21 protein-coding genes are annotated in these 24,278 nt (G+C 42.2%); 11 read left to right on the top strand and 10 right to left on the bottom strand.

The features are described 5' to 3' along the window. Positions 1-2 precede the first annotated feature (2 nt). From tatA to MIS45_RS05805, 3 genes are all read right to left on the bottom strand, one after another. Entirely contained in the window at positions 3-203 is a 201-nt protein-coding gene (gene tatA / locus MIS45_RS05815; RefSeq protein ID WP_249445066.1) for a Sec-independent protein translocase subunit TatA, read from the bottom strand. Positions 204-370: 167 nt separating this feature from the next. Further along, on the bottom strand, positions 371-694 hold the full coding sequence (locus MIS45_RS05810; RefSeq protein ID WP_249441840.1) for a histidine triad nucleotide-binding protein: 324 nt from the start codon (positions 692-694) through the stop codon (positions 371-373). A gap of 301 nt (positions 695-995) precedes the next feature. Continuing rightward, positions 996-1,427, bottom strand: coding sequence for an EamA family transporter (locus MIS45_RS05805; RefSeq protein ID WP_249441839.1), 432 nt, complete (start codon positions 1,425-1,427; stop codon positions 996-998). Positions 1,428-1,538: 111 nt separating this feature from the next. On the opposite strand from MIS45_RS05805, the gene ybaK reads away from it, so the two are divergent. Then, entirely contained in the window at positions 1,539-2,030 is a 492-nt protein-coding gene (gene ybaK / locus MIS45_RS05800; RefSeq protein WP_249449838.1) for a Cys-tRNA(Pro) deacylase, read from the top strand. A 318-nt stretch (positions 2,031-2,348) separates the two neighbouring features. Next, the gene (locus MIS45_RS05795) at positions 2,349-2,993 is read left to right on the top strand and encodes a tetratricopeptide repeat protein (RefSeq protein WP_249449837.1); all 645 of its coding nucleotides are present in this window, start codon (positions 2,349-2,351) and stop codon (positions 2,991-2,993) included. Between the two features lie 55 nt (positions 2,994-3,048). On the opposite strand, the gene grxD is transcribed toward MIS45_RS05795, so the two are convergent. Then, positions 3,049-3,357, bottom strand: coding sequence for a Grx4 family monothiol glutaredoxin (gene grxD / locus MIS45_RS05790; RefSeq protein ID WP_249441836.1), 309 nt, complete (start codon positions 3,355-3,357; stop codon positions 3,049-3,051). A 206-nt stretch (positions 3,358-3,563) separates the two neighbouring features. Between grxD and trpS the strand changes: the two genes are divergently transcribed. Together trpS and dinG are read left to right on the top strand one after the other, a co-directional pair. Continuing rightward, a complete protein-coding gene (gene trpS, locus MIS45_RS05785) occupies positions 3,564-4,577 on the top strand; it encodes a tryptophan--tRNA ligase (protein ID WP_249447712.1) in 1,014 nt (337 codons plus the stop codon). 121 nt (positions 4,578-4,698) lie between these two features. Then, complete coding sequence (dinG, locus tag MIS45_RS05780) at positions 4,699-6,834, top strand: ATP-dependent DNA helicase DinG (protein WP_249451346.1); 2,136 nt, start codon at positions 4,699-4,701, stop codon at positions 6,832-6,834. 62 nt (positions 6,835-6,896) lie between these two features. Here the strand turns inward: dinG and folD are convergent, their stop codons facing one another. Both folD and rluD read right to left on the bottom strand, forming a co-directional pair. Then, entirely contained in the window at positions 6,897-7,763 is an 867-nt protein-coding gene (gene folD / locus MIS45_RS05775; RefSeq protein ID WP_249449836.1) for a bifunctional methylenetetrahydrofolate dehydrogenase/methenyltetrahydrofolate cyclohydrolase FolD, read from the bottom strand. A gap of 173 nt (positions 7,764-7,936) precedes the next feature. Next, positions 7,937-9,055 (bottom strand): 23S rRNA pseudouridine(1911/1915/1917) synthase RluD, encoded by a 1,119-nt coding sequence (gene rluD / locus MIS45_RS05770; protein WP_249449835.1) that lies wholly within the window; start codon positions 9,053-9,055, stop codon positions 7,937-7,939. Between the two features lie 382 nt (positions 9,056-9,437). Between rluD and MIS45_RS05765 the strand changes: the two genes are divergently transcribed. Further along, positions 9,438-10,955, top strand: coding sequence for an alanine/glycine:cation symporter family protein (locus MIS45_RS05765; RefSeq protein WP_249449833.1), 1,518 nt, complete (start codon positions 9,438-9,440; stop codon positions 10,953-10,955). 37 nt (positions 10,956-10,992) lie between these two features. Here the strand turns inward: MIS45_RS05765 and MIS45_RS05760 are convergent, their stop codons facing one another. Both MIS45_RS05760 and MIS45_RS05755 read right to left on the bottom strand, forming a co-directional pair. Further along, positions 10,993-11,868 (bottom strand): IS982 family transposase, encoded by an 876-nt coding sequence (locus MIS45_RS05760; RefSeq protein WP_249449832.1) that lies wholly within the window; start codon positions 11,866-11,868, stop codon positions 10,993-10,995. Between the two features lie 178 nt (positions 11,869-12,046). Beyond that, positions 12,047-12,904: a DegV family protein gene (locus tag MIS45_RS05755; protein WP_249449830.1), complete on the bottom strand. Its 858-nt coding sequence runs from the start codon at positions 12,902-12,904 to the stop codon at positions 12,047-12,049. 201 nt (positions 12,905-13,105) lie between these two features. Between MIS45_RS05755 and thrB the strand changes: the two genes are divergently transcribed. From thrB to pntB, 6 genes are all read left to right on the top strand, one after another. After that, on the top strand, positions 13,106-14,026 hold the full coding sequence (gene thrB, locus MIS45_RS05750) for a homoserine kinase (RefSeq protein WP_249449828.1): 921 nt from the start codon (positions 13,106-13,108) through the stop codon (positions 14,024-14,026). Between the two features lie 201 nt (positions 14,027-14,227). Then, positions 14,228-16,216 (top strand): transglutaminase TgpA family protein, encoded by a 1,989-nt coding sequence (locus MIS45_RS05745; RefSeq protein ID WP_249449827.1) that lies wholly within the window; start codon positions 14,228-14,230, stop codon positions 16,214-16,216. Between the two features lie 832 nt (positions 16,217-17,048). Beyond that, positions 17,049-17,897 (top strand): substrate-binding periplasmic protein, encoded by an 849-nt coding sequence (locus MIS45_RS05740; protein WP_249449825.1) that lies wholly within the window; start codon positions 17,049-17,051, stop codon positions 17,895-17,897. Positions 17,898-18,202: 305 nt separating this feature from the next. Then, positions 18,203-19,738, top strand: a complete 1,536-nt coding sequence (locus tag MIS45_RS05735) for a Re/Si-specific NAD(P)(+) transhydrogenase subunit alpha (RefSeq protein WP_249449824.1) — start codon at positions 18,203-18,205, stop codon at positions 19,736-19,738. Between the two features lie 41 nt (positions 19,739-19,779). Beyond that, on the top strand, positions 19,780-20,481 hold the full coding sequence (locus MIS45_RS05730) for an aspartate/glutamate racemase family protein (RefSeq protein WP_249449823.1): 702 nt from the start codon (positions 19,780-19,782) through the stop codon (positions 20,479-20,481). Positions 20,482-20,496: 15 nt separating this feature from the next. Further along, positions 20,497-21,882, top strand: a complete 1,386-nt coding sequence (gene pntB / locus MIS45_RS05725; RefSeq protein WP_249449822.1) for a Re/Si-specific NAD(P)(+) transhydrogenase subunit beta — start codon at positions 20,497-20,499, stop codon at positions 21,880-21,882. Between the two features lie 61 nt (positions 21,883-21,943). Here the strand turns inward: pntB and MIS45_RS05720 are convergent, their stop codons facing one another. Both MIS45_RS05720 and ilvC read right to left on the bottom strand, forming a co-directional pair. After that, on the bottom strand, positions 21,944-22,807 hold the full coding sequence (locus tag MIS45_RS05720; protein WP_249449820.1) for an ATP-binding protein: 864 nt from the start codon (positions 22,805-22,807) through the stop codon (positions 21,944-21,946). 83 nt (positions 22,808-22,890) lie between these two features. After that, positions 22,891-23,904: a ketol-acid reductoisomerase gene (gene ilvC, locus MIS45_RS05715; protein ID WP_249441824.1), complete on the bottom strand. Its 1,014-nt coding sequence runs from the start codon at positions 23,902-23,904 to the stop codon at positions 22,891-22,893. Between the last annotated feature and the right edge of the window lie 374 nt (positions 23,905-24,278).

Below are 24,278 nucleotides of genomic sequence, written 5' to 3'. Positions count from 1 at the left end.
GTTTACGCTTGTTTATCCGATTGCTGTTCGGGTGTTTCTTCTTTTTTGGCGGTTTCAGGCTGCGTTCCATTTTCCAAACCTTGTTTGAAATCGTGTACTGCGCCACCTAAATCTTTGCCTACATTACGCAATTTTTTGGTACCAAAAATCAAAACCACAATAAGCAATACGACAACCCATTGCCAAATACCTGTAACGCCCATGAAATTTTCCTTATATTTTGATATAAAAATAGTTTTCAGGCTGCCTCTGGTCGAATTTTTGTGTCCAATATTTTTCAATAAACACCAATATCCAACCCTAAATACAGTCTGTTCAAATAAACTGAATATTCTTATCGTATACCGAAAGGCAGCCTGAAAAAAATAAATTAAGCAGGTCGTCCCAAAATATGAATATGCAAATGGAATACTTCCTGTCCGCCACCTTTGCCAGTATTGATTTGCGTTTTGAAGCCATTGGTCAAACCCGCTTCGGCGGCGATTTGTGGCACTTTCAGCATCATTTTGCCCAGCAAGGCTTGATGTTCAGGCTGCGCGTGTGCCAGCGAATCCATGTGAACTTTGGGAATCAGCAATAAATGCACGGGTGCGGCTGGATTGATGTCTTTAAAGCAGAACATATCTTCGTCTTCGTACACAATGCTAGATGGGATTTCTTTGTTTGCAATTTTGCAGAAAATGCAGTCGGTCATAATGTGTTTCCTTGATTGCGAGTTTTCAGGCTGCCTAATAGTACACGACAAAAATAGTTGGGTTGCCTGAAACCTGTCCCCTCTCCCGTCTGGCGGGAGAGGGCTAGGGTGAGGGTGGTTCGTTGATTTTCAACAATATTGATGTGTTTCCACAGATTTGCCCCCCACCCTAGCGCTCCCCCGTTGGGGACGAGGGAGGGGATAGATTGGCGGTAATCCAAAAAATTGTCGTGTACTGAAAGGCAGCCTGAAAAATAAAAGTGCCTATTTTAAATGATTTTGTTGCAAATAGCGCGTATTTTTATCGTTTTAATGCCAAAGTCAGCACACCAGCCGCCACCAAAGCGATGCCTAGCCAATCTTGTCCACTCGGTTTTTCGCCCAAAAACAATACGGCAAACAGTGCAACCAGCACCACGCTAAATTTATCAATCGGTGCGACTTGCGAAGCATTGCCCATTTGCAAGGCTTTGAAATATGCAACCCACGATGCGCCTGTCGCCAAACCTGATAAAATCAAAAACAGCCAATTTTTGCCTGATAAATGGCTTAATGATTGCCATTGTTTTGTGTACGTTAAAAATGCGCCCAAAGCGATGATAATCACCCACGTGCGAATAAAAGTAGCAAAATCAGAATTGATGCCTTGCAAACCAAGTTTGGCGAAAATAGCGGTCATTGCAGCAAAAAAAGCAGATGCCAACGCCCAATAAAACCATGTTTGCGTCCCCATTTTGGACACTCCTAATTGCAAAAAATGTTTATTTTGCCTGTTTTCAGGCTGCCTGAAAATGCGGATTGGCAGTAAAATAACGATTTTGTTGCCAGATTAAGGTCAAACATTATGTCTAAACACAATAAATCGGATTATCCTGTTACACCTGCGGTACGATTTTTACGCGCCCACAAAATTGCTTTTGAACCGTGTTTGTATCCCTATGTGGAACACGGTGGCACGGCGGTTGCTGCGGCGCATTTGGCTGTGGATGAACACGCGGTAGTCAAAACAATTGTGTTGGAAGATGACAAGAAAAAGGGTTTAATCTGCATTATGCACGGCGATAAGCAAATTTCTACGCGCAATTTGGCACGCGAGCTGGGTGCGAAACACATTGAGCCTGCCACGCCCGAACAGGCTAATAAATGGACGGGTTATTTGGTGGGTGGAACCAGTCCGTTTGGCATCAAAACGCGCTTGCCGATTTATGTGGAAGAAACGATTTACGCTTTGCCAACGATTTATATTAACGGTGGCAAACGCGGTTTTTTGGTAGCAATGAAACCGCAGGATTTGGCGGTGTTGCAGCCGATTAGTGTGCATGTGGCAACGGAATAAGTTTCAGGCTGCCCATTTTATAGTCGTCTAAAATTAAAAATAATATAACGCGAGTTCGGGATAAGAAATAAATTAAGCATTTGTTTTAATAAAAAAATCTTCCGTAGGGTGGGTGCTTGCACCCACGAGTTTACCGTAGCATTATTGAGAATTTGATTTCAGGCTGCATGAACATGGTGGATGCAAGCACCCACCCTACGCAAGTCATTTATTTTCATAGAATTTTTAATTTTTCTTATCCCGAGTTCGCGTTAATATAGTGATTTAAGAAAAGGCAGCCTGAAAAAAATCAATAATCCCCAGATTAGGTACTGAAATATGAAAAAATTATCTGCATTATTAGTGGTACTGCTGTGTGCGTGCAACCAAAATGCCAATAGTCAGCCGACCTCAAATCATTCTGCCAGCCAACCTGAAACAACAAGTGTAGCAGCATCTGCATCCAGCAATGTGAATACGCCTACTGTTTCAGCGGCTTCGCAATCTTTGTATGACCAAGCTGCGGCTGCGTATATCAAACAGGATTTTCAGGCTGCTTTGCGTATTTTGCAGCCTTTGGCAGAGCAAGGCGATAAAGTGGCGCAATTTAATTTGGCGGTGTTGTATGAAGATGGTTTGGGCGTGAAAGCGGATTTGCCACAAGCTTTGCATTGGTATGAAAAAGCAGCTGCACAGGGCGAAACGGAAGCGCAATTTATGGCAGGATTGTTGTACAGTCAGGGCGAAGGCGGTGTGGCGCAGGATTATGCCAAAGCGGTGATGTGGTACACAAAAGCGGCAGAGCAGGGGCATGCGGACGCGCAAAATAATTTGGCGGCGCGTTATGCGACGGGAACGGGTGTCGCCAAAGATTTGGCTGTAGCAAAAATGTGGTATGAAAAAGCGGCGGCTCAAGGTGTGGCAAGCGCGATGTTGGCGTTGCAGCAGTTGGCGCAATTGGAAAAATCCGCACCGAAAAAATAAAATAAACAAAAGGCAACCTGAAAATGTTTTTCAGGCTGCCTTTTAATAATGTAAATTATGCTTTCAACAAATCTTGCAATTCGCCTGCTTCATACATTTCCATCATAATGTCAGAGCCACCGACAAATTCGCCATTAACATACAGTTGAGGAATGGTTGGCCAATCGCTGTATTCTTTAATTCCTTGACGCACTTCATCATTTTCTAACACATTTACTGTGGCAAATTCTTCGCAGCCAGCTGCTTGCAAAATTTGTACCGCACGCGCCGAAAATCCGCATTGTGGGAATTGTTTTGTGCCTTTCATAAACAGCACAACACGATGTGTGGTAACCACTTCTTTGATTTGTTCTTGAATGCTCATAAATTTTCCTTTAAAAATAGGGAACCAAAAAACAAGTGGATTATACCGCGAAACCAATTAAATAGGCAGCCTGAAAATCCCTACAAATAATCGGTGTACACAGTTTTTCAGGCTGCTTATGTGTGTTAAGATTGGTATTTTTCAGGCTGCCTATCCAATTGCATGCAGCCTGAAAACATCATCACAAATATAAAACAAAGGAAATCATCATGACCAAACGCGTACTCACAGGCGTAACCACCACAGGCATTCCTCATTTGGGCAATTATGTCGGCGCCATTCGTCCCGCTATTCGCGCTGCACAAGAAGATGGCGTAGAAAGCTATTTATTTTTAGCGAATTATCACGGCATCATCAAATGCCATGACCCAGCCATGATTCATGAATCCACCCAAGCCGTTGCCGCCACATGGCTTGCGTGTGGTTTGGATACCGAGCGCACCACGTTTTACCGTCAATCCGATATTCCCGAAATTTTGGAATTAAACTGGATTTTGACCTGCATCACCGCCAAAGGTTTGATGAATCGCGCCCATGCCTACAAAGCTGCCGTGCAAGCCAATTTGGAAAACGGACAAGAAGACCAAGATTTCCAAGTAGAAATGGGTTTATACAGCTACCCAATCTTGATGACCGCTGATATTTTGATGTTCAAAGCGCATAGCATTCCTGTGGGGCGCGACCAAATCCAACACGTTGAAATGGCACGCGATATTGCACAACGCTTCAACAGTCGTTTTGGTAAAGAATTATTTGTGTTACCCGAAGCGGCGATTGATGAAAATGTAGAATTATTAGTGGGCTTGGACGGACGCAAAATGTCCAAATCCTATGGCAACACCATTCCTTTGTTCCAAACGCCCAAACAACGACAAAAATCCGTCAATAAAATTTTGACCAATTTAAAAGAACCTGGCGAACCAAAATTCAAAGAAGAAAGCCCATTATTTGAAATTTATCAAGCCTTTGCTACCGAACAAGAAACCGCTGATTTTGAACGCGCTTTAAATGATGGTTTGGCTTGGGGCGAAGCGAAAAAAATCTTGTCAGAAAAAATTGGCGCAGAATTGGACGGCTTTACCGAAAAATACCATGATTTAATCGCCCACCCCGAAAAAATTGAAGAAATTTTGCAAGCGGGCGCAGCCAAAGCGCGTGTAGAAGCGCGTGAATTGTTGGCGCAAGTGAAAGATGCGGTGGGTATTCGCACGCTGGGTTAATGAAAGGCAGCCTGAAAGATTAAGCACTCATATCTCTGTATACATAAAGTCGCCATCTCCTTGTCTTAATTTCTATTTACAGGCTGCCTTTTATTCAGGCAGCCTGAAAACACGTTTAATCATGCTTACCGATTTAGAAAAAAATGCTATCCGCGACCATTATCGCGCCATCTCCGAGAATTTGCCGCACTTTCGCCCCCGTTCTGCACAACGCGAAATGATTGCGGCAATTGCCAATGCGTTTTCACGCAGCAAAACTGCAGCAGAAGGCGAAGATGCGCCAGAACGCAATGGCGAAAGTATTTTGGTGGTGGAAGGGCCAACGGGCGTGGGCAAAAGTTTGGCGTATTTATTAGCGGGCGGCATTATGGCGCAAACACGCGGTAAACGCTTAATTGTGTCCAGCGCAACGGTTGCCTTGCAAGAACAACTGGTTGGGCGTGATTTGCCATTTGTGGTAGAAAAAAGCGGCTTGGAATTGACTTTTGCTTTGGCAAAAGGTCGTGGACGGTATTTGTGTCCCTATAAATTGTATCAACTGACACAAAGCCATGCGCAACAAACTTTGGTAGGCATGGAATTACCAACGGTTTTGTTTGATACTAAACCACGCAAAGAAGATTTGGACGTGTTAAATGATATGGCAAATCGCTTTGCCAGTCGTCAATTCAATGGCGACCGTGATACTTGGGCAGAAAAAATTGATGATAGTTTATGGGCACAAGTTACCAATGACCGACATGGCTGCCTGAAATCCACTTGCCCCAATCGTGCCGAATGTCCATTTTTCTTGGCGCGAGATGAATTGGAAACAGTTGATGTGGTGGTGGCGAATCATGATTTGTTGTTGGCAGACATCAGCATGGGTGGTGGCGTGATTTTGCCTGCGCCTGCCAATAGTTTTTATTGCATTGACGAAGCGCATCATTTACCCAAAAAAGCTTTGAGCCAATTTGCGGCAGAACATTCGTGGTTGCAAGCCTTGTGGGCGATGGAAAAATTGCCTGCACAAACGCAAAAAATTGCCTTGTTGTGCGATAAAGTGGACGTGGCAAATTTGGCGAATGAAGCGGCGGCGAGTTTGCTGGAGAGTTTCAATGAATGGCAATTTCATTTACAAGATGCGCCTGAATTGGAGGGCGATGGCTCGGAGCATGAGCTGATTTGGCTGTGGGAAGATGGCAATATTCCCGAAGATTTGGCTATTTTGGTACAGAATACTTTTGTGGCAGCGCAAAGTTTGTTGAAAAATGTATTGGCTTTGAGCGATGCTTTGGCGCAAACACGCCGCGATAAAGAGCAAGACAGCAGTCAAATTGACCGCGTGGCGAGTGAATTTGGTATTTTTGTAGCGCGTGCAGAACAAATTGCGGCGGTGTGGGAATTGATGGCAACCACACCCAAAGATGAGAAAGAACCTCCACTTGCGAAGTGGATTAGCCGCCGCATAGACGATAAAACCGATTGGCAATTTCACGCCAGTCCGATTAGTAGTGCGGCGATGTTGGCAAGTGGTTTGTGGCGGCGAGCAGCAGGCGTGGTACTAACTTCGGCAACGTTGCAAAGTTTGGGGAATTTCAATTTATTGCTCAATCAAACAGGTTTGTCATGGCTGCCTGAAACCACGACGCTGGCATTGCACAGCCCATTTAATTTTGCCGAACAGGGGGAATTGTATATTCCGCCGCTTTCCGCATCGCCAAAAGAACCTGTGGCGCATACCGAAGAAGTGGTCAAATGGTTGCCCAAATTGATTGATGATACGGCTGCGATTGGCACGCTGGTTTTATTTACATCGCGTAAACAAATGCAGGAAGTGGCTTTCAGGCTGCCTGAAAATTTATTGCCTTATTTATTGGTGCAGGGTGAACAATCCAAAGCCAAATTATTGGAGCAGCATTATCAAGCATTAAAAGATAGTAAACCGAGCATTATTTTTGGTTTGGATAGTTTTGCCGAGGGATTGGATTTACCGCATGAAGCGTGTGTTCATGTCATCATTGTAAAATTGCCATTTTCCATGCCCGATAATCCGATTGAAAAAACGCAGAGTCGTTGGATTGAAAAACGTGGTGGCAAGCCGTTTATGGAAATTACCGTACCCGAAGCCAGCATCAAATTGGTACAAGCGGTTGGGCGATTGATTCGCACCGAAAACGATTATGGGCGCGTAACCATTTTGGATAATCGCATCAAAACGCAGCGATATGGTCAGCAAATGCTGGCGTGTTTGCCGCCGTTTAAACGGATTGGATAGATTTGGTTTCAGGCTGCCTGAAAACCAAAAAAGCACCTTAAAAACAGGTGCTTTTTTCATGTTTACTGTGCCATTTTTGCTTCGTGCAATTCTGCTGCTTGTAAGGTGTTTTCCAATAAACTCGCAATCGTCATCGGACCGACCCCTCCTGGAACGGGCGTAATAGCAGAAGCACGTTCTTTTGCGGTGTCAAATGCCACATCACCACACAAAGTACCATCTTCCAAACGATTGATGCCAACATCAATTACCACTGCACCCTCTTTAATCCATTCGCCTTTCACAAAATTAGGTTTGCCTACCGCCACAATCACAATATCCGCCACACCCACTTCCTTGTCCAGATTTTGTGTAGCGCTGTGGCAAACAGTAACCGTACCACCCGCCAACATAATTTCCAACGCTTGCGGACGACCTACAATATTAGATGCGCCAACGATGGTTACTTTTTTACCTTTTGGATTAATCTGATAAGCATCCAGCAAGGTCATTACACCTTTGGGCGTACACGGGCGCAATACTGGCATACGCTGCATCAAACGCCCCACATTATACGGATGAAAACCGTCCACATCTTTGGTTGGCAAAATGCGTTCTAACACATTTTGTCCGTTGATGTGTGCAGGCAAAGGCAGTTGTACCAAAATACCATCTACATCAGGATTGGCGTTTAATTCATCTACCAAAGCCAACAAATCCGCTTCGCTGGTTTCAGTAGGCAAAATATGCGAAAACGAGCGAAAACCCACTTTATCACATGCACGTTGTTTATTGCGCACATACACTTTGCTGGCAGGATTTTCGCCGACCAAAACCACCGCCAACCCAGGGGTACGTTTACCTTGCACTTGACGTTGCGACACTTGTTCGGCAACTTTTTCAAGGCATTGTTCTGAAACTTTTTTTCCGTCTATAATTTGAGCTGTCATGATGAAATTTCCACATGTTTAAGGATGAAATAGATTTATTGCAAAACACAATAGGCAGCCTGAAAATATGAAACATTTTCTTACAGTATTTTGCAAAAACATTAATGAAAAGGATTATGCCTTGTTTACCCATGAAAGAAAAGGTTTCAGGCTGCCTATTGATTTCTAGGCTCTTAATCTTTCACATAAACCACTTGTACATCGTAATCTTCTTCGTTCCAATCATCGTCATCATCTTCAAATTGATTTTGCCATGCCACTTCCTTGCTCAACGATGAATGCAAGCCGCTTTCCAAACGCAATACCGACAATAAATGATACATATCCGCAGGAATCGGCGTTTCAAACGATACTTCTTCGCCCGACACAGGGTGGGCAAAACGCAAACGGTAAGCATGCAAAGCCTGACGCGCCAAACCCTTTACCGCATCTTTGACAGGTTGTGAACAAGGGTGGCGTGGATTGCCATACACGGGGTCGCCCGCCAAAGGGTGTCGCGCTTCTTTCATGTGCACGCGGATTTGATGGGTGCGCCCTGTTTCCAATTCGCATTCAATGTAGCTGTGGGCGTGGTAGCGTTCCAGCACTTTCACGTGGGTAATCGCTTCCTTGCCGCCAAATTTCACGACCGCCATTTTCAGACGATTGTGTGGGTCGCGCCCAATCAGCGTTTCAATTTTGCCGTCAAATGGCACAACGCCGTCTGCCACCGCGCGGTAAATGCGTTTGACGCTGCGATTTTGCAGTTGTTGCACCAAATTCAGTTGCGCGGGCAAGGTTTTCGCCACCACCATTAAGCCGCTCGTGTCCTTATCCAAACGATGCACAATGCCAGCGCGTGGCACTTGCGCCAAATCTGGGCAATGCGCCAACAAACCATTGAGCAGCGTACCCGTCCAATTTCCAGCCGCAGGGTGTACCACCAAACCAGCAGGTTTGTTCAATACGATGACTGTGTCGTCTTCAAACACGATGTCCAAATCCATGGCTTCGGGTTCAAAGGCTTGGTTTTCATTGCTTTCTTGAATTTGCACTTGCAAAATTTCGCCGCCAATCAATTTGTCTTTAGGCGTAGCAACTTTGCCGTTGCACAACACGCCACCATCTTTAATCCAAGTGGTGATACGACTGCGCGAATAATCGGGCAACAATTTCGCCAATGCAGCATCCAAGCGTGTGCCAGCTAAATCCACAGGTACGGTTATTTTCAGGCTGCTTTCAGGCTGCACAGAAATTTCGGTTTCTTCATGGAATAAATCGTCTGTTTCATCTAATAAAATCGTTTCTTGCATTGTTTTGTTTCGTTTTTTTGATAGATTGAATGGTGTGGGAGTATAACACAAACCTTGATTATATTAGCCCCTAGACTTGTGCTTCCAGGCTGTATCATTGATATGCAGCCTGAAACCTTTGCAAAACTCCTAAAATTTGATATTTAAAAATTTTAATTTTTTGAATTTTAAGAACTTTATTTTTCAAAAAGTTCAAAAAAATAGGGTTTTGCAAAGGTTTCAGTCTGAATGAACATTTTTATCTTCAAAACAAATTTCTATCATCAAATTCACAAATATCTAAAAAAATTTGACAAAATGCATAAAAAAGCATTATTTTGTCAAAAAATGTAACAAATTGTAAATTTTCTAAATTTCATCTTCTTTTTTAGGAGCAATCATAATGCAAGAAATTATTAGCACACTCAATGGCTTGATTTGGAGTCAAGCATTGATTTACCTGTGCTTGGGCGCAGGTTTATTTTTCTCCATCATAACGCGGTTTATGCAGATTCGGCATTTTGGCGAAATGCTGCGCTTGTTGTTCAAACCCAACAATAGCCCAGAAGGAATTAGTTCATTTCAGGCTTTGGCGGTTGCGCTGTCTGGACGTGTCGGCATGGGTAATATTGCTGGCGTAGCAGCTGCAATTGGTTTTGGTGGACCTGGAGCGGTATTTTGGATGTGGATTGTTGCATTTTTGGGTGCAAGTACAGCTTATGTGGAATCCACGTTAGCACAACTTTACAAAGAAAACGACAATGGTCAATATCGTGGCGGCCCTGCTTACTATTTTGAAAAATTCTTTAAAGGCAGTACAGGTAAAATTTATGGTGCAATTTTTGCGATTGCAGCTGTGATTGCTTGTGGTTTATTCTTACCAGGTGTACAAGCGAATGGCGTAGCAAATGCGGTCGTGATGATTGTGGGCAGTGGCGATATGGTGCAAACTTCCTTTGGCGAAGTAGGCATGAATAAATTGATTGCCTTGTTATTTATTTTAATTGTGTTGGGCTTGATTATTTTTGGCGGCATCAAACGCATTGCGAATGTAACCGAAATCATCGTTCCATTTATGGCTTTTGGCTATATTTTGATGGCTTTATTGATTATTTTCATGAATATGGACAAATTGCCTGCAATCATTAGTATGATTATTGGTGATGCATTCACGGCACAAGCTGGCTTTGGTGCCGCAATCGGTTGGGGTGTGAAACGTGGCATCTATTCTAATGAAGCTGGTCAGGGTACAGGCCCACACCCTGCGGCGGCGGCTGAAGTGGAACATCCAGCACAACAAGGTTTGGTGCAAGCCTTTTCAGTATATGTAGACACTTTATTTGTTTGCTCTGCGACTGCATTTATGATTTTGATTACAGGGCAATACAATATTCAAGGCACACTGGAAAAAGGGAACTTTTTAGTGCAAAACGTGGCTGCAGCAACCGAAATTAACGGGCCTGCATTCACACAAATGGCGGTTTCCAGCGTGTTTGGTTCATTTGGTAATGTGTTTACGGGTATTTCCATTTTCTTCTTTGCGTTTACCACGATTTTAGCTTACTACTACATTGCCGAAACCAATATGGCTTATTTGACGCGCAAAATGAAGGACAATACTTGGTTCATTGTATTGGTTAAAGTTTTGTTGATGTCTGCTGTGGCTTATGGCGCGGTAAATAGTGCAGGTTACATTTGGGATATTGGCGATGTAGGCGTGGGCTTAATGGCTTGGTTGAACATTGTCGGTATCATCATCATTTTCTTGAAGAGCAAACCGACTATCAGCGCATTGAAAGACTATGAGGAACAGAAAAAAGCGGGTGTAACAACCTACACTTTTGACCCGAAAAAATGCGGTGTAGAAGGCGCAACTTTCTGGGAAGAACGCTGGAACAAACAGCAAAATAAACAAGATTAAAGTGATTTAATTAACGCGAACTCGGGATAAGCCTTTCTTACTTCATTGGTAACAAAGACTTTTTCCCAAACATCATTGGCTTATAAGGAAACAGGCAATAGGCAGTCAAACCTGAAATCAAATTCAAGATAAAACCACGCTCCGAACGATGCCGAGTATGTTCAATTTGACACAAATTTTTCAGTTGCCCAAAAATGGTTTCTATAACACCACGTTTTTTAAGCAGCTTTTTCTGCTCACTTGTGTATTGTTTGGGTTTCATGCCTTTTTTGATACCCGTTAGCAAAGTAATGCCATATTTCTCTTTAAGCCAATCACTTAAATCTTTTCCAATATAGCCCCTATCCGCCACCAAAATGCCGAATAGGTGCTTTGCCATTTGTTTTAAACCTTGACGGTCATCCACATTGCCTGCGGTTAAGCAAAAATTGACCAGCTCACCCAAGTGGTTAAATACCGCATGCAATTTGAAACCGTAAAACCAGCCTGTACTGCTTTTGCCCCTTTGCGCGATGTTTTTAAACACTTTATGCGAGTGAATACGGCGATTGTGGCAAACCGACAAAGTGGTTGAATCCACCACACCTATACCTGTGCATTTGCCCATTTGGGTGGTTAAAAATACCAACATAGCAGGTAAGGCTCGTGTAGCCAGTTCCAAAAAGCGGTTGTAGCTGGGCATATTGGGGCAGTCTCGCTGCCAAATGGATTGGACTTGCCATTGGTAATAGGTTTTGAAATCACGCATGCGATATTGATGAAAAGCAATCAGTACGGTCATGATTTCTGCGGTACTGATACAACTTGGTCTATTACGAATTTTATTGTTTTTAATCAATTTGCTATTGAATTTGGGTTCAAATTCTTTGCAAAAATCATCAATTTGGCAGAAAAGTGCGGTAAGATAATCCATGTTAAAGGGCTTTCGTGATACTTGGTTGTGTGCAAACAATAGATTATCACGTTTGCCCTTTAATTTTTATGAAATTTCTTATCCCGAGTTCGCGTTAATTAAATAGGCAGCCTGAAACCTATGCTTTCAGGCTGCCTATTAATTTAATGCATTTCATTAAGATTATGCATACCGATTTTTATTCCCAAAAAATCCCAAAACCCACACAATTCGGTCCAGCATGTGCCGATACCACAGGCGTAATAGGATAAGCAGGTAAATGTTTCAAACGATTATTTTCTGCCACAATACGTTCAAATTCAAAGAAATTTTCCCGCTTACTACCCGTGTACAATAAATAAACACGATGATTTGTTCCTTGTTTCAAATAACGTTCCAAATGATTGGATAAACTGGACATTGCACGGTTAAATGACATAATTTTTTCCGCTACAACCGCCTCACCATTGGTCGTAACTTGAATAATTGGTTTAATACTCAACATATTGGCAAAAAAACCTGCCGTTTGCGACAATCGCCCATTATTAATTAAATAGCGCAAATCACTAACAGCAAACATAACCGTATTATTTTGACGCATTTTACGTAAACGCATTATCGTACTTTCCATGTCCATGCCTTTACTGAAACATTGCTCAGCTTCCAATGCCATTAAACCTTCAGCAAAGGTACCCGTTTTACTATCAAAGACATGAATCCGCAATTTATCTGCAAACACAGGGATTAACTGTTTCACATACTCATACGTTTTACTCAATACCGATGACATAGTAATCACCAATACTTCATCGTAACCATCGTCAGCAATTTTCATGAAAAAACGCGTGAGCATACTGTCCAATGGCGGAGAAGTTTTCACAACACCTGTCGGATTCTTAAGCAGCCAATTTTCAAAAGAATCCGCTTTTAATGTTTCTCCATCAATAAATGTTTCCGTTCCAACTGTAATATTCAAACGCAAAATGCGAATATTGCGTGTGTCTGGATAATAATCCAAGCCAGAAGTTGACATAGCAACTACTAATTTTTTACTCATTGTGAAAGCATTCCTTATGATTTCAAAGATACCATTTCAGGCTGCCTTGATTAACAAAATTTTAGATAAGGCAGCCTGAAAACAAAAATTTACGCAAATTCATTTAAGTTTTCAAATTTTATCATATAGATATTTCTGCTGCCATATTCGTCTAAATTTGTTATGATAATTTTTTTTCATCATTATTTCAGGCTGTCTATCATGTCCGTTTACACCAGCGTTTCCGACAACGAAATGCGCCACCTGCTTACCGAATATTCACTTGGCGACTTCCACTCTCTACAAGGTATCGCACAAGGCATTACCAACAGTAACTATTTCCTGCACACCAGCACTGGCAGCTATGTTCTGACCGTATTTGAAACACTGCAAGCCGAAGAACTTCCATTTTTCATGGACTTAACCCAACATTTAAGCAAAAATGGCGTGGCTTGTCCCGCACCGATTGCCAAAAAAGACGGCACGCTTACCGCCACCTTAGCAAACAAACCTGCGTGCATTGTCAGCAAATTAAGCGGACACGACACCTCATTTCCAACCGCTATGCAATGTCATCACACGGGCGCAATGCTCGCCAAAATGCACCTTGCAGGCACACATTTTCCACAAAAAATGGACAACCCACGCCACAGCACATGGTGGACAGCCAGTTGTGAAAAACTGCTCCCTTTTTTAGAAAAAGATGAAGCCGATTTGTTACAAAGCGAAATTGCCTATCTTGCCCAAAATCCAGATACCCATTTGCCAAATGGTATTATTCACGCCGATTTATTCAAAGACAATGTCTTGTTAAATGGAGAGCAAGTATCAGGTTTTATTGATTTTTATTATGCGTGTAACGGCAGCTTTGTATACGATTTAGCCATCGCCATCAACGATTGGGCGCGAGATGCCACTAATCATATCGTACCCGAATTGCGCGATGCCTTTATGCGTGGCTACCAAAGCGTACGACCTTTAACACGCGAAGAGCAAGCATATCTAAAAACCGCATTTCGTGCAGGTTGCGTGCGTTTTTGGGTATCGCGATTATTGGATTTTCATTTCCCTGCGGCAGGCGAAATGACATTTATTAAAGACCCAAATGTATTCCGCAATTTATTGTTGTATTATCGTGGATAGTTTCAGGCAGCCTTAAATATTTACCCAACCTTAAAGTGGCTATAGTTATGCCATTGTTTTTCCGTGTACTGCAAATATCTTTAAAAATCAAAAACAATACACATAAGGCTTGTTTATCTTTTCCATACTATTTTTCAGGCTGCCTTAATATTTTTTCATTTAAAAGGCAGCCTGAAACCTGTTTTACCATTATTTATCAACATGATGTTTATTTCTCGCACACCTTATCTCCAATCTGAAACCGATTTTAACGCTTTATTGTTTAATCAATTGGCACTGATTGCCGTGTCTTTACCAATTCTAGCGGAATTACCCTTGCCAATTTCTATATTATTTGCCGTGTTTGCCTTAGGGCGCGTGGCATTGTTGAAATTTGGTGTCAAAGCATTGGCGCGTTGGCAATTATTGTTGATGCTGGGCGTGGTGGGTATTTTGGTTTTTCTACAAGTTGGCACATTTATCGGTTTGCAAGGCGGCATGGCGTTTTTATTGTTGCTGTGCGCACTCAAATCCTATGAAGGCTACACGCGCCGCGACCGTCAAGTATCTGCATTATCCATGATGTTTTTGCTGACAGGCGCGGTATTATTTAACCAAAGTTTGCTGGTCGGTTTATGGGTTTTGGTATGTTTGATGCTGATTGCCACATCATTAGCCGTTTTAAACGAATTAAATATTCAGGCTGCCTTCAAACAAAGCGCAATAGCATTTTTGCTGACTTGGTTACCCATGTTATTGTTGTTTATTACTATGCCACGCCGAGATGCACCGCTGTGGGGTTTGCCGCAAAATCCAGCGAACCAATCTATCACAGGTTTATCCGATACCATGAAACCAGGTAGCATTGGCGATTTGGTACAAAGCAATGAACCTGCGTTTTCCGCCACTTTTCAAAATGGTTTTGTACCACGTCAGCAAGATTTGTATTGGCGCGTAATGATTATGGCAAATCGCAGCGAGGATGGAACATGGAAAGCAGTGAATGGTGTAATTGACAATGCTCTTCCCGATTCAAGTCGCCATGTATTTAATGTTGCTTATCAAATTGTTATAGAGGATGACAAAGGGCGATTACCTGCATTAGATTATCCTTCAGCAGAACAAAGACGTGGCATTATGCGCGAATCGGGCAATGTGTTGCGAGTGTACAGTCGCAAAGGTGTGCGTGGCATTCAGCTTCAATCCACCATCAGCGATGAATTACCACAACGTTTATTGGTTAGCGAAAAACAGCAATATTTACAATTAAACGCAAATACCAATTTGCAAACAATGATATTGGCAAAACAATTATTCACACAAAGTGGCGAAGATGCGGAAACTTTCGCTAACGCTGCATTTCAGTATTTCGCCAACAATCAATTTGTCTATACCTTAAAACCACCCGTTTTAAGCAGCAAAGACAGTACCGATGAATTTATCTTCAACAGCAAGCAAGGTTTTTGCGAGCATTATGCTGATGCCTTTGTTACCATGATGCGGTCAGCAGGTGTGCCAGCGCGTGTGGTAACAGGTTATCAAGGTGGCGAATGGGACGAACAAGGCGGTTTTTGGCAAATACGCAGCAAAGATGCCCACGCATGGGCAGAAGTTTGGCTGGAAAAGAAAAACGTGTGGAAACGCATTGACCCGACCGCCGCCGTATCCATTACACGCGTAGAAGGTGGTTTAGATAATGCGCTACCAGCTGAAGAAATCAAAGAATTGGTTCATAATTTAAGCTGGTGGAGCCGATTTTCTGACCAAAGCCAAATTTATTGGCAACGTTGGGTGGTCAATTTTGATGGCGAGCAACAAAGAAACTTATTTTCCTTGTTTGGATTCAGCCAAGTCAATGCTTGGACAATTTTGACCGTTTTGATAATGGGTTTATTGCCTGCTTTCATACCCATGTGGTTGTGGTGGAAACGTTCACGCAACAAAGATATTTCGCCATTGGAAGATGGTTTTATGCTGCTCAAACGCCGTTTATTGGGCAAAGATTTTGTTCATTTGCAAGCATTAAGCGTGTTGGAATTGAAAGCCGAATTAAGCGCGCAACCGCGATTAAGTCCTGATTTGGATAATTTGTTGAATGAGTATATTCGTTTGAATTATGCCAGCTCACAAACACCCAATCCGATTGAAGCTCGCGCTTGGTATCGCCGTGCACGCGCATTATCACGGAAATATCGTCTAAAAAATAGTTAAATAAAGGCAGCCTGAAACCTGTCCCTTCCCACGCTGGCGGGGGAAGGGACAGATTGGTGGCAACTTCAAAAAATTGTCGTGTACTGCAGCACTATCCCAAACTTGGAGCGTAATTCAAAGCAATAGCATATATAAATGTACAGATACATTGTTAAGGGATTTTGCGAAAGTTTCAGATTCTCAAGCAAAAATAGTTAAATTACATTAAAATTTATTTTTGCAATTTTATGCAAAATAAATAGAAAAATAAAATAATTTCCAAACTATTATTTTAAATAAAACACAATTACAGACATCTTATTCTATAAAAATAATCTTTCAGGCAGCTTTTTTCAGCAGCAAACTTTGTCCTATTGAATAAATTCTTGTACACTAAAAAATATCATACAATAATTAGGTGCTAATGGTTAAGTAATAATCATGGGCCGCGTGCCTATAAAAACAATATTGAACTCAGTGTCATTTCCATTAAGTATAGTGAATTCAATTTAAACCAGTACAGCATTGCCAGCTCCCTTATGTACTATAGTGTACACGGCGGTAGCTGTCGCCTTGTCCTGATTTAAATTGAATCCACCATAAATAAGCATATTTTAAAACCTATATTCACAAAATTGCTAGCTTGATTTTATTGAGACACTTACAAATACAAGGCAACACACGGTACGATGATTATGAATATAAGTGCTTAAATTTAGATTTTCAGTACACGAACAATTCGAATTAAAAAACAATCCCACATCATTTAAAAATTTTTTAAATAATTAATAAATAAGTCGATATTATTAAAAAATAATACTTTGGAAAATAGATTGTCTAGGAGAATTTCATTATGAAAAAATTTATTCGTACTGCTTTAAGTAGCGCAATTTTGTGTTCACTAATTGCTTGCTCTAATAGCGAAACCAATTCTGAAAATACTTCTATGTTGCGCGAGCAACATCCAACAAAAGCTGTCATGAAAAAGGATAGTAAGGATGATAAGGATAAATTGCCTATTGTTAAAGTAGCAGCCTTAGAAGAATATCAACCATATATTTTCTTAAATAACAATCAATTTATGGGTTTAGAAGCCGATATTTTACATAAAATTGGTGAAAATAAAGGCTTTCAAGTGGAATTTGTGTTGTTACCATTAGAAAATGCATACACAGAACTAGGTAAAAAAAGGGTAGATATAGTAGCAATGGGGGCTGCACAAGATGAAGTCAATGGTAGTGTAGCTGTACCATCTGAATCTTATATGCATTCAGGCGATTGTTTAGCACAAATGACAAATATGTCCCCACCCGATTGGAAAAATGCACAAATTGGTATCATTAATGGGGAAAACATGAATGGAGAATTATCTCAACATTTGAAAATTGAAGAATCCCAATTTATGTTACATGCCAATCATTCTGTAGCATTAAATGCATTAGCACAAGGAAAAACAAATGTTTTATTCGGCGACTGTGTTGCTTTAAGGTTTCATGCTAACAATGGTGAATTAAAAGATAAGGCGTTTAATATCACGGAATATACTAATTTGGACTTACCTGAATCGGCAACCAATATGGTATTTATTATTAGTAAAGATGAACCCAAATTAGTACAAACAATTAATGAAGGCTTGGCTGAATTGAAACAAAGTGGAGAATTAGACAAAATCTTGCAAAAATGGGCTACTTATCCTAAATGAAGATTTAGCAATATAGTTAAATTGAGTTAAAAATATTTTTTAGTTATTTTGTAGCTTAAAAGGCAGGTAATTAACTATTATCTGCCTTTTTTATTGCTGAATAAATTAAAAATTTAACATTTTAATTTATTGCCTATATTTTTCAGGCTGCCTTTTCCAAAAGAAACCTTTGTCCTATTGGATAAATTCTTGTACACTCAAAATTTCATGCAACTACATACCATCAACTATTTTTTCAGGCTGCCTTTTTTGTTTACACACAAAAACAGCCAAAATCCGATTAATTCATAAACAAAGGAAACACCATGAGAATTGCCATTCCCAAAGAATCACTGGCTGGCGAAAGCCGCGTGGCGTGTACCCCGATTACCGTTGCCCAATTGCAAAAATTGGGTTTTGAAGTGGCGGTAGAACGCGGTGCTGGCGTGGCGGCTGGTCTAACGGATGCCGCATATGAAGCTGCTGGCGCAATATTGACCGATGCTAAAGAAATTTGGTCTAGCCAATTGATTTACAAAGTAAACGCACCTAATGATGCAGAAGTAGGCAGCCTGAAAGAAGGACAAACGGTTGTCAGCTTTTTCTATCCTGCACAAAATGAGGATTTGTTGCAAAAATTGACTGCGAAAAAGGTTAATTTATTGGCAATGGATATGGTGCCGCGTATTTCGCGTGCACAGGCATTGGACGCACTGTCGTCTATGGCGAATATTTCAGGCTATCGCGCAGTCATTGAAGCGGCGAATGCGTTTGGTCGCTTTTTCACAGGACAAATCACGGCGGCGGGCAAAGTTCCCCCAGCGCAAGTGTTAATTATTGGCGCGGGCGTGGCAGGTTTGGCGGCGATTGGTACGGCAAATTCTTTGGGCGCAATCGTCAAAGCATTTGATACGCGTTTGGAAGTGGCGGAACAAATTGAATCCATGGGCGGCAAATTCTTGAAATTGGATTTTCCACAAGAATCTGGTGGTTCGGGCGATGGTTATGCCAAAGTGATGAGCGAAGAATTTATCGCTGCGGAAATGAAATTGTTTGCAGAACAAGCCAAAGAAGTGGACATCATCATTACCACCGCCGCTATTCCAGGGAAACCTGCGCCGAAATTGATTACCAAAGAAATGGTGGACAGCATGAAAGCAGGTTCTGTCATCGTGGATTTGGCGGCGGCAACGGGCGGTAACTGCGAATACACCAAACCAGGCGAATTGTTCGTTACCGAAAACGGCGTGAAAATCATTGGCTACACCGATATGCCTAATCGTTTGGCTGGACAATCCTCGCAACTGTACGCAACTAATTTAGTCAATTTAACCAAATTGTTATCGCCAAATAAAGATGGCGAAATCGCGCTGAATTTTGACGATGTGATTATCCGCAATATGACGGTTACGCATAATGGCGAAGTGATGTTCCCACCGCCAGCGATTCAAGTTTCTGCTGCACCACAACAAACGCAGCCTGAAAAAGTGGTTGCCAAAGCTGAACCAAAACCCACACCTTTGTGGCAAAAATTTGCGCCTGCTGTGATTGGCAGCGTGTTAATTTTGTGGGTAGGCGCGGTGGCACCAACCGAATTTTTGAACCACTTTATCGTTTTCGTGTTGTCGTGCGTGATTGGTTATTATGTGGTGTGGAATGTCAGCCATTCACTGCACACGCCGTTGATGGCGGTTACCAATGCCATTTCGGGGATTATTGTCGTGGGTGCTTTGTTGCAAATTGGACAAGGCAATGCGGTGGTGTCGCTGTTGGCGTTTGTGGCGATTTTGTTGGCAAGTATCAATATTTTCGGTGGTTTTTTTGTAACACGCCGTATGTTGAATATGTTCCGTAAAGGTTAATTTTTTTCAGGCAGCCTGAAAATAAATCGCAAAGAAATACGATGAATACATTAGGGATTATTGGCGGTATGTCGCCTGAAAGTACGGCAACGTATTACACGCAAATCAATCGTCTCATCAATCAACAAAATGGCGGTAACAGCAGCGCACCGTTGATTGTGCATAGCGTGGAATTTCAGCAAATTGTGAATTGCCAAAAAAATGGCGATTGGCAACAAGCTGGCGAAATTTTGGCACAATCGGCGCGAATGTTGCAGCAAGCTGGCGCACAAGCGATTTTGTTGGCAACCAATACGATGCACAAAGTCGCCACACTGATTGAACAAGCGATTGATGTTCCTTTTTTGCATATTTTGGATGGTGTTGCAGCTGCGATTCAAGCACGGCAATGCAAGAAAGTAGGTTTATTGGGAACACGTTTTACCATGCAAGATGATTTTTATCGTGCAGGTTTGGCAGCGCGTGGGGTGAGCGCGATAGTACCTGATGAAACAGCGCAAGCCGAAATTCATCGGATTATTTTTGAAGAATTATGCGTTGGCAAATTCACTGAAACAAGCAAACAGTTTTATTTGCAAACCATGAATCAGTTGGCAGAACAAGGGGCGCAAGGCATGATTTTGGGTTGTACCGAAATTGGTTTATTGGTGCAACAAGCGGATACGCCGATTCCTTTGTTTGATACCACCGAAATTCATGTACAAATGGCGGTTGATTTTGTTTCAGGCAGCCTGAAATATTAAATTTGGAGAATCACAATGTCTCAAGGATTAGTAACAGCGGCATATATTGTCGCGGCAATTTGTTTTATTTTTTCGCTGGCGGGCTTGTCTAAACAGGAAACGGCGAAGCAAGGTTGTTATTCAGGCATCGTTGGCATGGCGATTGCGCTGTTTGCCACTATTTTCAGCGAAACGGTATCTGGCTTGGGCTGGATTATCTTGGCGATGATTGTCGGCGCAGCAGTCGGTATCCACAAGGCAAAAAAAGTGGAAATGACCGAAATGCCTGAATTGATTGCACTTTTGCACAGCTTTGTTGGCTTGGCAGCGGTGTTAGTCGGTTTCAATAGTTTTATTGATGCAGGCGATGTATCAGCAGAAATGCACACTATTCACTTGGTAGAAGTGTTTTTAGGCGTGTTTATTGGTGCGGTTACCTTCACGGGTTCGGTGGTGGCTTTTGGTAAATTGAATGGCAAAATTGCCAGCAAACCTTTGCAATTACCGCATAAACACAAATTGAATGCAGCGGCATTGCTGGTATCATTTATTTTGTTGTTGTGCTTTGTATCGGCTGATGGTAGCTGGTTTGCGTTGTTGGTGATGACCGTGATTGCTTTGGCATTTGGCTGGCATTTGGTGGCGTCTATTGGTGGCGCAGATATGCCTGTGGTGGTGTCTATGCTGAACTCGTATTCAGGCTGGGCAGCAGCGGCAGCAGGTTTTATGTTATCCAACGATTTGCTGATTGTTACAGGCGCATTGGTGGGTTCTAGCGGTGCGATTTTGTCGTATATTATGTGTCAAGCGATGAATCGTTCGTTTATTTCGGTGATTGCAGGCGGCTTCGGTTCAAGCGATGCAGCTAGTTCAAGTGGCAGTGAAGAAGTGGGCGAATACCGCGAAGTTCAGGCTGCCGAAGTAGCGGCAATGTTGAAAGATGCCAGCAGCGTGATTATCACACCGGGGTATGGTATGGCGGTGGCACAAGCGCAATATCCTGTGGCTGAAATCACTGATTTGTTACGCAAAAATGGTACAGAAGTGCGTTTTGGTATTCATCCTGTGGCAGGGCGTTTACCGGGGCATATGAACGTGTTGTTGGCGGAAGCGAAAGTGCCGTATGACATTGTGTTGGAAATGGACGAAATCAATGATGATTTTGCTGAAACTGATGTGGTGTTGGTAATTGGCGCGAACGATACGGTTAATCCTGCCGCACAAACCGACCCGAACAGTCCAATTGCAGGGATGCCTGTGCTGGAAGTGTGGAAAGCAAAAGAAGTAGTGGTATTCAAACGTTCCATGAATACGGGTTATGCTGGTGTACAAAATCCATTGTTCTTCAATGAAAACAGCGTGATGTGTTTCGGTGATGCCAAAGCAAAAGTAGATGAAATTTTGGCAGAATTGAAAAAATAATAAAAAGGCAGCCTGAAAAAATATTTTCAGGCTGCCTTTTTTAAAAAATAGGGTAGGGCGCTTACACACGTTCCACTTCGTTTCGCCCTGCCCAATCACACGCAAATTGATATGCTGTGCGTCCCGAGCGGCTGCCGCGCGTTTGCGCCCATTGCAATGCTGCTTGTCGTGCTGTTTCGTCCCATGTTAAACCAAAATCGCGCAACCAATTTTCTGCTGCTGCCAAATATTCATTTTGGTCAAACGCATAAAAACTCAACCACAAACCAAATCGGTCAGACAAAGAAACCTTTTCTTCCACCGCTTCTCGTGCATGGATTTCGCCACCACGTCCCACATTATCATCCATGTATTCAGGCATCAAATGGCGGCGATTGGAAGTCGCATACACCAGCACATTATCCGCACGACACGACAAACTGCCATCCAACGCGGTTTTCAAGGCTTTGTAGCCTTCTTCACCATCTTCAAACGATAAATCATCACAAAACACAATAAATTTTTCTGGACGCGATTCCAGAATCAACAATAATGCGGGCAAAGTCGTCAAATCGTGTTTATCCACTTCAATCAAGCGCAAACCGCGTTCCGCATATTCATGCAGCAACGCTTTGATTAACGAAGATTTTCCTGTGCCACGCGCACCTGTTAATAACACATTATTTGCAGGTCGTCCCAACAAAAACTGTTCGGTATTACGCACCAACTGTGCCATTTGCTTATCTATCGCTGCCAATCGTGTCAATGGAAAGGTGTGCGGGCGTGGCAAACTGTGTAATACGCCCGAATGTCCTATCGCTTGCCAACGAAACGCGATGCTTGTCCAATCAGGTTCTTTGGCTTCGGGTGGCAAAATCATATCCAAACGATTCAATACTGAAATTATCTTTTTAATCAAAATTTTAAATGATTTAATTTTGTTCATTATTTCTATCCTGAATCCTAAAAATAGTATAAAGGCAGCCTGAAAAATATTTTTCAGGCTGCCTAATATATTTTTACAATAAATTAGTTTTTATCTTGGTCAACCAATTTGTTTTTCGCAATCCAAGGCATCATGCCACGCAATTGTGCACCCACTTTTTCAATTTGATGGTCGGCATTCAAGCGGCGACGTGCAGTCATAGACGCGTAGTTGGTCGCGCCTTCTTGAATGAACATTTTTGCGTATTCGCCAGATTGAATGCGGTACAAAGCTTTTTTCATCGCTTCTTTGGTTGCAGGTGTAATCACTTCTGGACCTGTAACGTATTCGCCGTATTCCGCGTTGTTGGAAATAGAGTAGTTCATGTTGGCAATGCCACCTTCGTACATCAAATCCACAATCAATTTCAGCTCGTGCAAGCATTCAAAATAAGCCATTTCAGGCGCGTAACCTGCTTCCACCAAAGTTTCAAAGCCACATTTAACCAATTCAACCGCACCGCCGCACAATACTGCTTGTTCGCCAAACAAATCGGTTTCGGTTTCTTCGCGGAAGTTGGTTTCAATCACGCCGCCTTTGGTACCGCCATTCGCAGCCGCGTAAGACAAGGCAATGTCGCGTGCTTTACCTGTATGGTCTTGGTAAACGGCAATCAGAGATGGCACGCCGCCGCCTTTCAAAAATTCGCTGCGAACAGTATGACCTGGACCTTTTGGCGCAACCATAATCACGTCCACATTGCTTGGTGGCACGATTTGGTTGTAGTGAATATTAAAGCCGTGTGCGAATGCCAAAGCTGCGCCTTCTTTCAAATTTGGTGCAATTTCGTTTTTGTAAACAACAGGTTGATTTTCATCTGGCAACAAAATCATTACCACATCAGCTTTTTTGGTTGCATCAGCAACGCTCAATGTTTCAAAACCAGCCGCTACAGCTTTGTTCCAAGATGCGCCTTGACGCAAACCAATTACCACGTTCACGCCTGAATCTTTTAAGTTTGCTGCATGAGCATGACCTTGCGAACCGTAACCAATAATGGCAACAGTTTTGCCTTTAATCAGAGATAAATCAGCGTCTTTATCGTAAAAAACTTTCATTGAGTTTTCCTTCGTGAGTCAATAACATAGACATTATGTCTAAAAAAGAGAGAGTAGGGTGTTTGGTTTTATCGCTTCGCCAAATTAACATCTTGTGTAAAAACGTTATCTTGAACAAATTTCATTTGATGATTGTGCCATCATTTGTCTGATAAACCGCATCAACAAGTCGAATAGTACACTATTTTGGATTTTTAAGCAGCTTTTTTTGTTTAATTTTGATAATTTTTAGAAAATATTTTAAAAATTAGACAAATTACATCTTAAAAATAGACATTTTGTCTATAAATTCTTTCAGGCTGCCTTGTTTTTAAATTAATGCAGCCTGAAAAGGGTGCGATGATGTACAGTTTAATATAAAATTGTTTTTTATT

Source organism: Wielerella bovis, from assembly GCF_022354465.1.
GTDB lineage: Bacteria > Pseudomonadota > Gammaproteobacteria > Burkholderiales > Neisseriaceae > Wielerella > Wielerella bovis.
This window is presented reverse-complemented; position numbering and strand designations above follow the sequence as displayed.

What these genes read in the sequence shown, in the direction of transcription:
- tatA (WP_249445066.1), bottom strand. Translation starts at nt 203, where the DNA reads ATGGGCGTTACAGGTATTTGGCAATGGGTTGTCGTATTGCTTATTGTG.
- MIS45_RS05810 (WP_249441840.1), bottom strand. Translation starts at nt 694, where the DNA reads ATGACCGACTGCATTTTCTGCAAAATTGCAAACAAAGAAATCCCATCT.
- MIS45_RS05805 (WP_249441839.1), bottom strand. Translation starts at nt 1,427, where the DNA reads ATGGGGACGCAAACATGGTTTTATTGGGCGTTGGCATCTGCTTTTTTT.
- ybaK (WP_249449838.1), top strand. Translation starts at nt 1,539, where the DNA reads ATGTCTAAACACAATAAATCGGATTATCCTGTTACACCTGCGGTACGA.
- MIS45_RS05795 (WP_249449837.1), top strand. Translation starts at nt 2,349, where the DNA reads ATGAAAAAATTATCTGCATTATTAGTGGTACTGCTGTGTGCGTGCAAC.
- grxD (WP_249441836.1), bottom strand. Translation starts at nt 3,357, where the DNA reads ATGAGCATTCAAGAACAAATCAAAGAAGTGGTTACCACACATCGTGTT.
- dinG (WP_249451346.1), top strand. Translation starts at nt 4,699, where the DNA reads ATGCTTACCGATTTAGAAAAAAATGCTATCCGCGACCATTATCGCGCC.
- folD (WP_249449836.1), bottom strand. Translation starts at nt 7,763, where the DNA reads ATGACAGCTCAAATTATAGACGGAAAAAAAGTTTCAGAACAATGCCTT.
- rluD (WP_249449835.1), bottom strand. Translation starts at nt 9,055, where the DNA reads ATGCAAGAAACGATTTTATTAGATGAAACAGACGATTTATTCCATGAA.
- MIS45_RS05765 (WP_249449833.1), top strand. Translation starts at nt 9,438, where the DNA reads ATGCAAGAAATTATTAGCACACTCAATGGCTTGATTTGGAGTCAAGCA.
- MIS45_RS05760 (WP_249449832.1), bottom strand. Translation starts at nt 11,868, where the DNA reads ATGGATTATCTTACCGCACTTTTCTGCCAAATTGATGATTTTTGCAAA.
- MIS45_RS05755 (WP_249449830.1), bottom strand. Translation starts at nt 12,904, where the DNA reads ATGAGTAAAAAATTAGTAGTTGCTATGTCAACTTCTGGCTTGGATTAT.
- thrB (WP_249449828.1), top strand. Translation starts at nt 13,106, where the DNA reads ATGTCCGTTTACACCAGCGTTTCCGACAACGAAATGCGCCACCTGCTT.
- MIS45_RS05745 (WP_249449827.1), top strand. Translation starts at nt 14,228, where the DNA reads ATGATGTTTATTTCTCGCACACCTTATCTCCAATCTGAAACCGATTTT.
- MIS45_RS05740 (WP_249449825.1), top strand. Translation starts at nt 17,049, where the DNA reads ATGAAAAAATTTATTCGTACTGCTTTAAGTAGCGCAATTTTGTGTTCA.
- MIS45_RS05735 (WP_249449824.1), top strand. Translation starts at nt 18,203, where the DNA reads ATGAGAATTGCCATTCCCAAAGAATCACTGGCTGGCGAAAGCCGCGTG.
- MIS45_RS05730 (WP_249449823.1), top strand. Translation starts at nt 19,780, where the DNA reads ATGAATACATTAGGGATTATTGGCGGTATGTCGCCTGAAAGTACGGCA.
- pntB (WP_249449822.1), top strand. Translation starts at nt 20,497, where the DNA reads ATGTCTCAAGGATTAGTAACAGCGGCATATATTGTCGCGGCAATTTGT.
- MIS45_RS05720 (WP_249449820.1), bottom strand. Translation starts at nt 22,807, where the DNA reads ATGAACAAAATTAAATCATTTAAAATTTTGATTAAAAAGATAATTTCA.
- ilvC (WP_249441824.1), bottom strand. Translation starts at nt 23,904, where the DNA reads ATGAAAGTTTTTTACGATAAAGACGCTGATTTATCTCTGATTAAAGGC.